Origin of the sequence: Veillonella magna (genome assembly GCF_959600285.1) — a bacterium.
Lineage (GTDB): Bacteria > Bacillota > Negativicutes > Veillonellales > Veillonellaceae > Veillonella_A > Veillonella_A magna.
Genome location: NZ_CAUGKU010000009.1, coordinates 97071 through 104075, shown reverse-complemented (window position 1 = coordinate 104075; position 7005 = coordinate 97071). Strand labels below are relative to the sequence as shown.

Sequence of the window (7005 nt, the reverse complement as noted above, 5' to 3'; positions counted from 1 at the left end):
ACGAATTCTCCAGCGAATTGAACAACCTCGGTGTTCGCGTAGCTAACCTTGAAAATAAAGTTGGCAACGTTAAAGTAACCGGCGACGTTCGTTTGCGTTATCAGGGCTTTGAAAAAGAAGGCCAAATTAATAAAACTGGTGAACACCAGGATAAGAAGTCAGTATTCGACTATCGTGGACGTGTACAATTCAATGCTACTGTGAACGAAAACACTAACGCAGTTGTTCGTGTAAGCACTGGTAACACTGAATTTGGTGATGCATCTTCCAGCGACGTGGAATTCGATCGCATGTACGTAAACCATAAATTTGGTAAGGACTTTAATTTAACTGCTGGTCGTTTTGGCGCGTTCGTTGGTAATGGATTGGTATACGATGATACCTTCGATGGTGCTGCATTAACTTATGCTGGTGATAAAGTAACTGCTACTGTAGCACATGGCTATTTCATGGCTGGTGGCTTGTTTGATACCGAAGCAAATGATCGTGATTACGCTGATGGTTACAGCTTTGGTACTAAAGATGCTGATGACAATCTTTCCTTCACTTTGATGCAAGCTAATGCTAAATTGGGTACGCACGCAACCTTAGGTGGCTTCTATGCAATCGGTAACAAGTTAATTGACAACGATATCTATGGCGGTTCTTTAGATCTTAACTTCAACAAAGTATGGATTGGTGGCGAATATGCTACTTGGAAAGACGACTTTGCTAGCGAAGGCGATAAGGATGCATGGGTAGCAGGTATCGGTTATGGCGACTATGATATCGCTAAAGAAGGTACTTGGGGTGTTAAAGTTCAGTACTTCGACGAAGGAAAATACTCTCCGGTAATCAGCTCCACTTGGAACCAGCCGTACAATGCTGACTACAAAGCATGGATGGCTACTGTAGACTATGCATTAGCCAAGAATGTGGGTCTTTCCGCTTACGCAACCTTCAGCGGTGAAGATCAGCAGGGTAATGATGTATCTGATTACTACCGTGCAGAACTTAACTACAAATTCTAATCTTAGACTTGTAGCGTAAATAAAAACAGAGTCTCGAAAGAGGCTCTGTTTTTTGTATGTGAAGAGTCATAAATCTTTTATTAATCTATCAGTCTTTCCAAAATAGTAATGTAGCTACAAACATTCCTCTGCTATAATAAATATGAGAAAAGACTACACTGGCAGTCACAACTTTCCCACTGTTCATTTTGCAATTTCCTTTAGCGATGCTACAATGAGGAAAAGGAAGTGTATTCAAATGAACACAGCAAAGCCTATTGCTTCAATGCATGAAAATTGGGCGTATCAAACTTATGAAGCATCATCTCAAATTCTAGTACACGAAGGTACTAAACGCTACGGTACACATCAATACCTTATGCCATCATGGCAAGATGTGACGATTACAGAAAATTTTCTATTTGAAAAAGTAATGCATAACAAACGCATTTGCAAACGATTGATTGAAAAAATTTTAGGTATCACCATTCAGTCCATTGAATTCCCAGAAGCAGAAAAGTCAATCGTCATTCGTCGCGATAGTAAAAGCGTCCGATTGGACGTATACGTCACCGATAACACAGGACGTGTTTACGATATTGAAATGCAATGTTCCAATCCACTGGATGATGAACTCATCCGCCGTACTCGCTACTATCAAGGCATGATTGATATGGATCTGATCAATAAAGGTCGCAACTATGCAGAACTCAATTCTACATATATCATCTTTATCTGTACCTTTGATCTATTTGGATTAGGTCGTCCGATGTATACATTTCGGAACCTTTGTCTTGAAGATACAAACCTGGAACTCAATGATGGAACGACGAAATTATTTCTTAATAGTACTGCCGTCATTCCTTACGAGTCTCCGGATACATTTCCGTATTCGGACTTAGATGATGATATTTTTTATTTCTTACAATACATTAACGGTCATGCCCCGCAAGGAACGTTTGTAAATGAAATCAACGAAGAAGTAACTAAGGTAAAAGAGAACAAAGAAATGGAGAAATCATATATGACATACGCAATGGAAATCGAAAGACGTGAACGAATTGCCCGGAATATTGGACTTGAAGAAGGCATGAAAGAAGGGATACAGAAAGGGATACAAAAAGGCCTTAAAGAAGGAATGCAAAAAGGTATCAAGGAGGGCGTACAAAAAGAACAGCTTCGTTTTATAATTTCTATGATTAAGAAAAATTTACCCCTTGATGTAATCGCCGAGCTTGCAGAACTATCGGTAGATGATATAGAAAAAATAAAATGTGATTACAATTTATGAGTCGAGAGACTACTCATTGTAAATCTACCACTACTTAACAAGCCGTAGTAAGAGACCACATTCTCCTACTACGGCTTGTTTATATGACTCTATAGCGAAAACACTATTCTTAGTCTCTCTTCACATACAAAAAAACAGAGCCTCTTTCGAGACTCTGTTTTTATTTACGCTACAAGTCTAAGATTAGAATTTGTAGTTAAGCTGTGCACGGTAGAAATCACCAAGATCTTCACCATTCTGATCTTCAGCGTTGAATGCATAGTACGCAGAGAGGCCTACATTCTTAGCCAATGCATAGTTTACCGTAGCCATCCAAGCTTTGTAATCACGGCTATATGGCTGAACGAACGTAGAACTGATTACCGGAGAGTATCTGCCTTCATCGAAGTACTGAACTTTAACACCCCAAGTACCTTCTTTGGACATATCATAATCGCCATAACCGATACCTGCTACCCATGCATCATTGTCATTGCCATAGTCAGGATCGAAGTCTTTGAAGTCACTCTTGAATGTTGCATACTCGCCACCAACCCATACTTTGTTGAAGTTAAGGTCTAAGGAAGCTCCATAGATATCAAGGTCCTCGCCCCACTTTTCACCATTCTGATTTGCTAAGGCATAGAAGGCACCTAAAGTAGCATGAGTACCAATCTTACCATTTACTTGGAATACTGTAGCGGATAAATTCTTATCAGTAGTCAAATTTTCGAAATCGACAGTCTGTGCCTTATCTTTTTCGTTTACAATGCCTTTGAAAAGATTGCCTGCCATAAAGTAACCATGGGTTACACTAGCATTAACCTTTTCACCATTATATGCTAACGAAGCGCCATCAAATACATCGTCGTAAATCAAACCGTTACCGATAAAAGCATCGAAACGACCAGCAGTCAAACTGAAGTCTTTACCAAAGTGATGAGTTACATATGCATTATCGATTTTAGCATCGTTACCTTCAGCAGAGTTACCAAACTCACGATCATCAGTGGTTAAACGAACGGTAGCGCTGGTATTTTCATTTACTGTAGCATTGAACTGGATACGACCGCGGAAGTCAAACTTAGATTTTGCATCTTTATTGGAGCCATCTTCACGAGTAAAATGCCCTTCTTTTTCATAACCTTTATAACGCAAACGCATATCACCGGTTACTTTAACGTTGCCAACTTTGTTTTCAAGGTTAGCTACGCGAACACCGAGGTTGTTCAATTCGCTGGAGAATTCGTCAGCCAAACGGTTGATCATAGCCTGCTGTTCAGCATTAGCACGAGCTTCGTTAGCCATTGCTTTAGCTACCATCTGAGCCATTTCGTAACGAGTGATGTTTTTCTGGCCCTGGAAAGTGCCATCCGGATAACCGTTGATTACACCAGCGGCTGCCAACTGGGAAACACTCTGGTATGCCCAATCGGACGGAGTTACATCGGAGAACGGGTTAGCTGCGAATGCAGTAGTTACACCCAATACAGCAGTTGCTGCAAATACGGCTGCAAAACGTTTTTTCATTGTAAATACCCCTTTCGGAATGAAATAGAAAAAAACTAAATGTCGATTCCATTTCGCTCCCTACTCGCCGTCCATCGACTCGAGGTATTTCCTTAGATGGAGTGTCCACGTTTCCTCACAAATGTTGTACCTGTTATCAATATCTTGCTTTCGTTCGCTCATCGAATCTATACGTATATTACCATGAAACCAAAAGTTTGTAAAGAGTTTTCGTTTTTTACATATGCAACGTACGTCATTTTTGTCCATGGCGTTGGCAAAACAACGAATCCCTCTTCTGCATTTTTTAATTTATTTTGGGGTTGTTCAAGGATAGCTTCGCTACCTTTCTTTGTACTTTCTTTAGAGATGTTTAGTTTAGTTTCGTTTAGTTTAAGTATAGGTGCAAAAGTTTCGTAACTTTTTACCCTAACCTTTGCCGGTAGTATTGCCGGTACCTTTGCCGGTACATCTTTCGTATTGCCTATTTTTACATCATCATTACCGGTAAATTTTGCCGATTCTATTATCAACACATCTTACATTCACACACCGTACTGATGATTACGAAAGTACTATCTTATTGTTTCCCTTTGTATGAAGCGGCGAATCTATGTCCACCTCCATGTACTCTCCCATCAAGCGCGGTATATACACCGTCCAGCAAGAAAGCAAATACAAAGAATAGCTCATGTCACTCAACTCTTCCGTATCCACTTCATCGGCATTGGAAATCATCCCATCTAATTCTTTCATCCACCGCAAAGTATGAACCCCAAGCTTTTTCCCCGCTACTACTGCATAAGATATTTCTTTTGCCAAGTCTATTAACTTCACCGGCTCCGCTCGTTTGGTTGAGGCAAAGGCATTAAAACGTTTTGCTGCTTTTTCATATGCCACTAGTGGCTCCTCATCGATTTCTATGGGTGGTTGTTTATTCTGAATTTTATGCAAAATAGCCAAAACACGGTCTTGCATTTTCATAATTAATCCCATTATCCCTCTTACAACTAGCGCTCCCGGCATTCCTTCATACGTCAATACTTGTATCGACCACTCATCACTAATTGGTTCTTCATAATTGATGGGCAGCAAATGGTGTTTTCTCTCGTCCGGTTCATGTGTAAGTACATCAATTAATACTATTACTTCCATCAATAACAGATTGATATCTGTCCGTAAATCCCCATTATAAATGTGTGCCGTATCTTCAACATCTTCGACTAATCGTTTTACTAGTCTTTTTGTTGCTCCTAACAACAGATGGAATTTTTCTTCCTTTTGTTGTCGTTTTCTTTTAGTTAATTTCACGCTTGAAGTATTTAGTTCTGTTCCCAAACAACTGGCGTCTTCAATCAGTCTGAGCCACACGTTCAGATGCAGAATAAAATCAATCCCCGGTCCCAACTTTTCTTCACTACATAACCGGTTATCTGTTCTATATCTGTCTATGACTTCTTGCATCCTATCTATACAAGAAATAAGGTGATCTCCATATACATCCACTATAAAGTACCACCCTACAGCCCTAATTTTCTTTTCCATGACCCGTTTGTTTTTCTCGGAACCAGTCATCATACGACTTCCTTTCACAGCAACTCTATACCTATACTACAGGATTATTAAACATCAGCTTTCTTGATTCATCGTACTGAAGAGCATAGAAATTCCGGCTAATCCATAGCCGAGAATATTCGTATGGCTGTTAAGCATAGCCGATGCTTGTTCCAAATTATTTTCCTTATCCGCCGCTTCATCGAGTACACGAATAACTTTTAGCACCTGTTCGGCCAATTTATTTTGTAAGCCTACCATAGCATACCACTGCTCAAAAAGTTCGGCTGCCACTACGGCTGTCGGCGCATTAGATAATTTTTCTTCGATTTCTTCACAGGCTGTCTGCATTTTACCGAGAGCCGCTTTAATCGGGATACGCTTACCGGTAATTGCTTTTTTTACTACACTGTGTCGGATAATCATATCCATTTCATCCACAACAAAGCGAACACCGGCTTCGATACAATTCATCACACCGATTTGTTCTTCCTCTGTCATCGACAGGCGATAGCTTACGTTCCCTTGCTTTTTCAAAATTTCCCACATGTCGAGAGGCATATCGGTTTTAACACGCATCTCTTCTAAGTAAATCACCAGGCGGAATAAGAATCGTATCGTCATGTCTAAGCTTCGCGCCGCTTCATCCAAGAACATGCGCGTGCTTTCATTGCGGATGGTTGCAATGAGCTGCACCAATTCGTCCACATGTCCCACTACCGCATCAATCGCAGCGCGACGACGTTTTTCTCCTTCTTCGATGGCTTTTTTCTTAGACTCTCCAATGAGCATTGCTTCTGCATTAATCACCGTGCGCATAGCTTCGTCAATAACATCTACCTGATGCTCGATGACAGCAAAGTTTTCCTGCATCTGCACCAGTTTTTTCATCGCATCTACCCCATCAAGCACGCGATCGACGGCAGCGGCTACTACGACACCGCTAAATCCTAATAAAAAATGCATTTGGCTATCTATGCCACGTTGTAAAGAATACGCTACCTGCTTCACACAAATCTCCTATCTTAATCTCTTACTACCCAAACCAATTAACTGTTATCTGAACAAATTAAAATCATAGACTACATTGCCCAATACATGATCGATGGGAACCGGTCCGATAAAACGGCTGTCGCTCGAATGATTGCGATTATCCCCCATGACGAACACGCAGTTATCCGGCACTTTTATCGGAGTTGCCCGTGAAAAGTCCATCGTCACATCCTTTGTGTAAGGTTCTTCTAATTCCTCACCGTTACGCCATACATGACCGTTTTTAAATTCCAACACATCGCCGGGATGACCGATAACACGTTTTACCCACGCATTATGTTGTTCTGCTTTTGATGAAAAAATAGCCACGTAATTACCGGCTACATCGGTAACATCATCCTTCCAAGTGCGTGGTCGGTTAACACGGCTGTCGATAATAACAATCTGTCCGTAATCCGGCACTTTATTTTGCAGGTGACTCCATTTGGAAACAACCAAGAAATCACCGTTGTGCAAGGTGTTTTCCATGGATTCACCGGATACGCGCGTGATTTGTCCGACAAAAATATGGACAACCATGGCTACTGCCAGCGCGATGACAATGGCATAGACCCACTCCCAAATTTCATGCAAAATCTGACTGCCTACGGATTTATCCTTTTCCATATACGTTTGTGCTCCTTTCCGCAC

Annotated in this window: 7 protein-coding genes; 2 read left to right on the top strand and 5 right to left on the bottom strand. The window is 40.9% G+C overall.

Features of this window, described 5'->3' with window-relative positions:
• Both Q5873_RS06660 and Q5873_RS06655 read left to right on the top strand, forming a co-directional pair.
• A partial coding sequence (locus Q5873_RS06660; RefSeq protein WP_303060002.1) for a putative porin occupies positions 1-1010 on the top strand: 1010 nt, incomplete at its 5' end.
• Positions 1011-1248: 238 nt separating this feature from the next.
• Entirely contained in the window at positions 1249-2280 is a 1032-nt protein-coding gene (locus Q5873_RS06655; protein WP_303060000.1) for an Rpn family recombination-promoting nuclease/putative transposase, read from the top strand.
• Between the two features lie 183 nt (positions 2281-2463).
• Here Q5873_RS06655 and Q5873_RS06650 read toward each other — a convergent pair whose 3' ends face one another.
• The 5 genes from Q5873_RS06650 to lepB all read right to left on the bottom strand — a co-directional run bounded on the left by Q5873_RS06650 (position 2464) and on the right by lepB (position 6981).
• The gene (locus Q5873_RS06650; protein ID WP_303059998.1) at positions 2464-3789 is read right to left on the bottom strand and encodes a porin; all 1326 of its coding nucleotides are present in this window, start codon (positions 3787-3789) and stop codon (positions 2464-2466) included.
• 167 nt (positions 3790-3956) lie between these two features.
• Positions 3957-4304 carry a hypothetical protein gene (locus Q5873_RS06645; RefSeq protein ID WP_303059996.1) on the bottom strand — a complete coding sequence of 116 codons (348 nt, stop codon included), beginning with the start codon at positions 4302-4304 and terminating at the stop codon, positions 3957-3959.
• Positions 4305-4332: 28 nt separating this feature from the next.
• Positions 4333-5346 carry a hypothetical protein gene (locus Q5873_RS06640; RefSeq protein WP_303059995.1) on the bottom strand — a complete coding sequence of 338 codons (1014 nt, stop codon included), beginning with the start codon at positions 5344-5346 and terminating at the stop codon, positions 4333-4335.
• A 51-nt stretch (positions 5347-5397) separates the two neighbouring features.
• Entirely contained in the window at positions 5398-6333 is a 936-nt protein-coding gene (locus Q5873_RS06635) for a hypothetical protein (protein ID WP_288300615.1), read from the bottom strand.
• 45 nt (positions 6334-6378) lie between these two features.
• Positions 6379-6981: a signal peptidase I gene (gene lepB / locus Q5873_RS06630; protein WP_028255066.1), complete on the bottom strand. Its 603-nt coding sequence runs from the start codon at positions 6979-6981 to the stop codon at positions 6379-6381.
• Positions 6982-7005 lie beyond the last annotated feature (24 nt).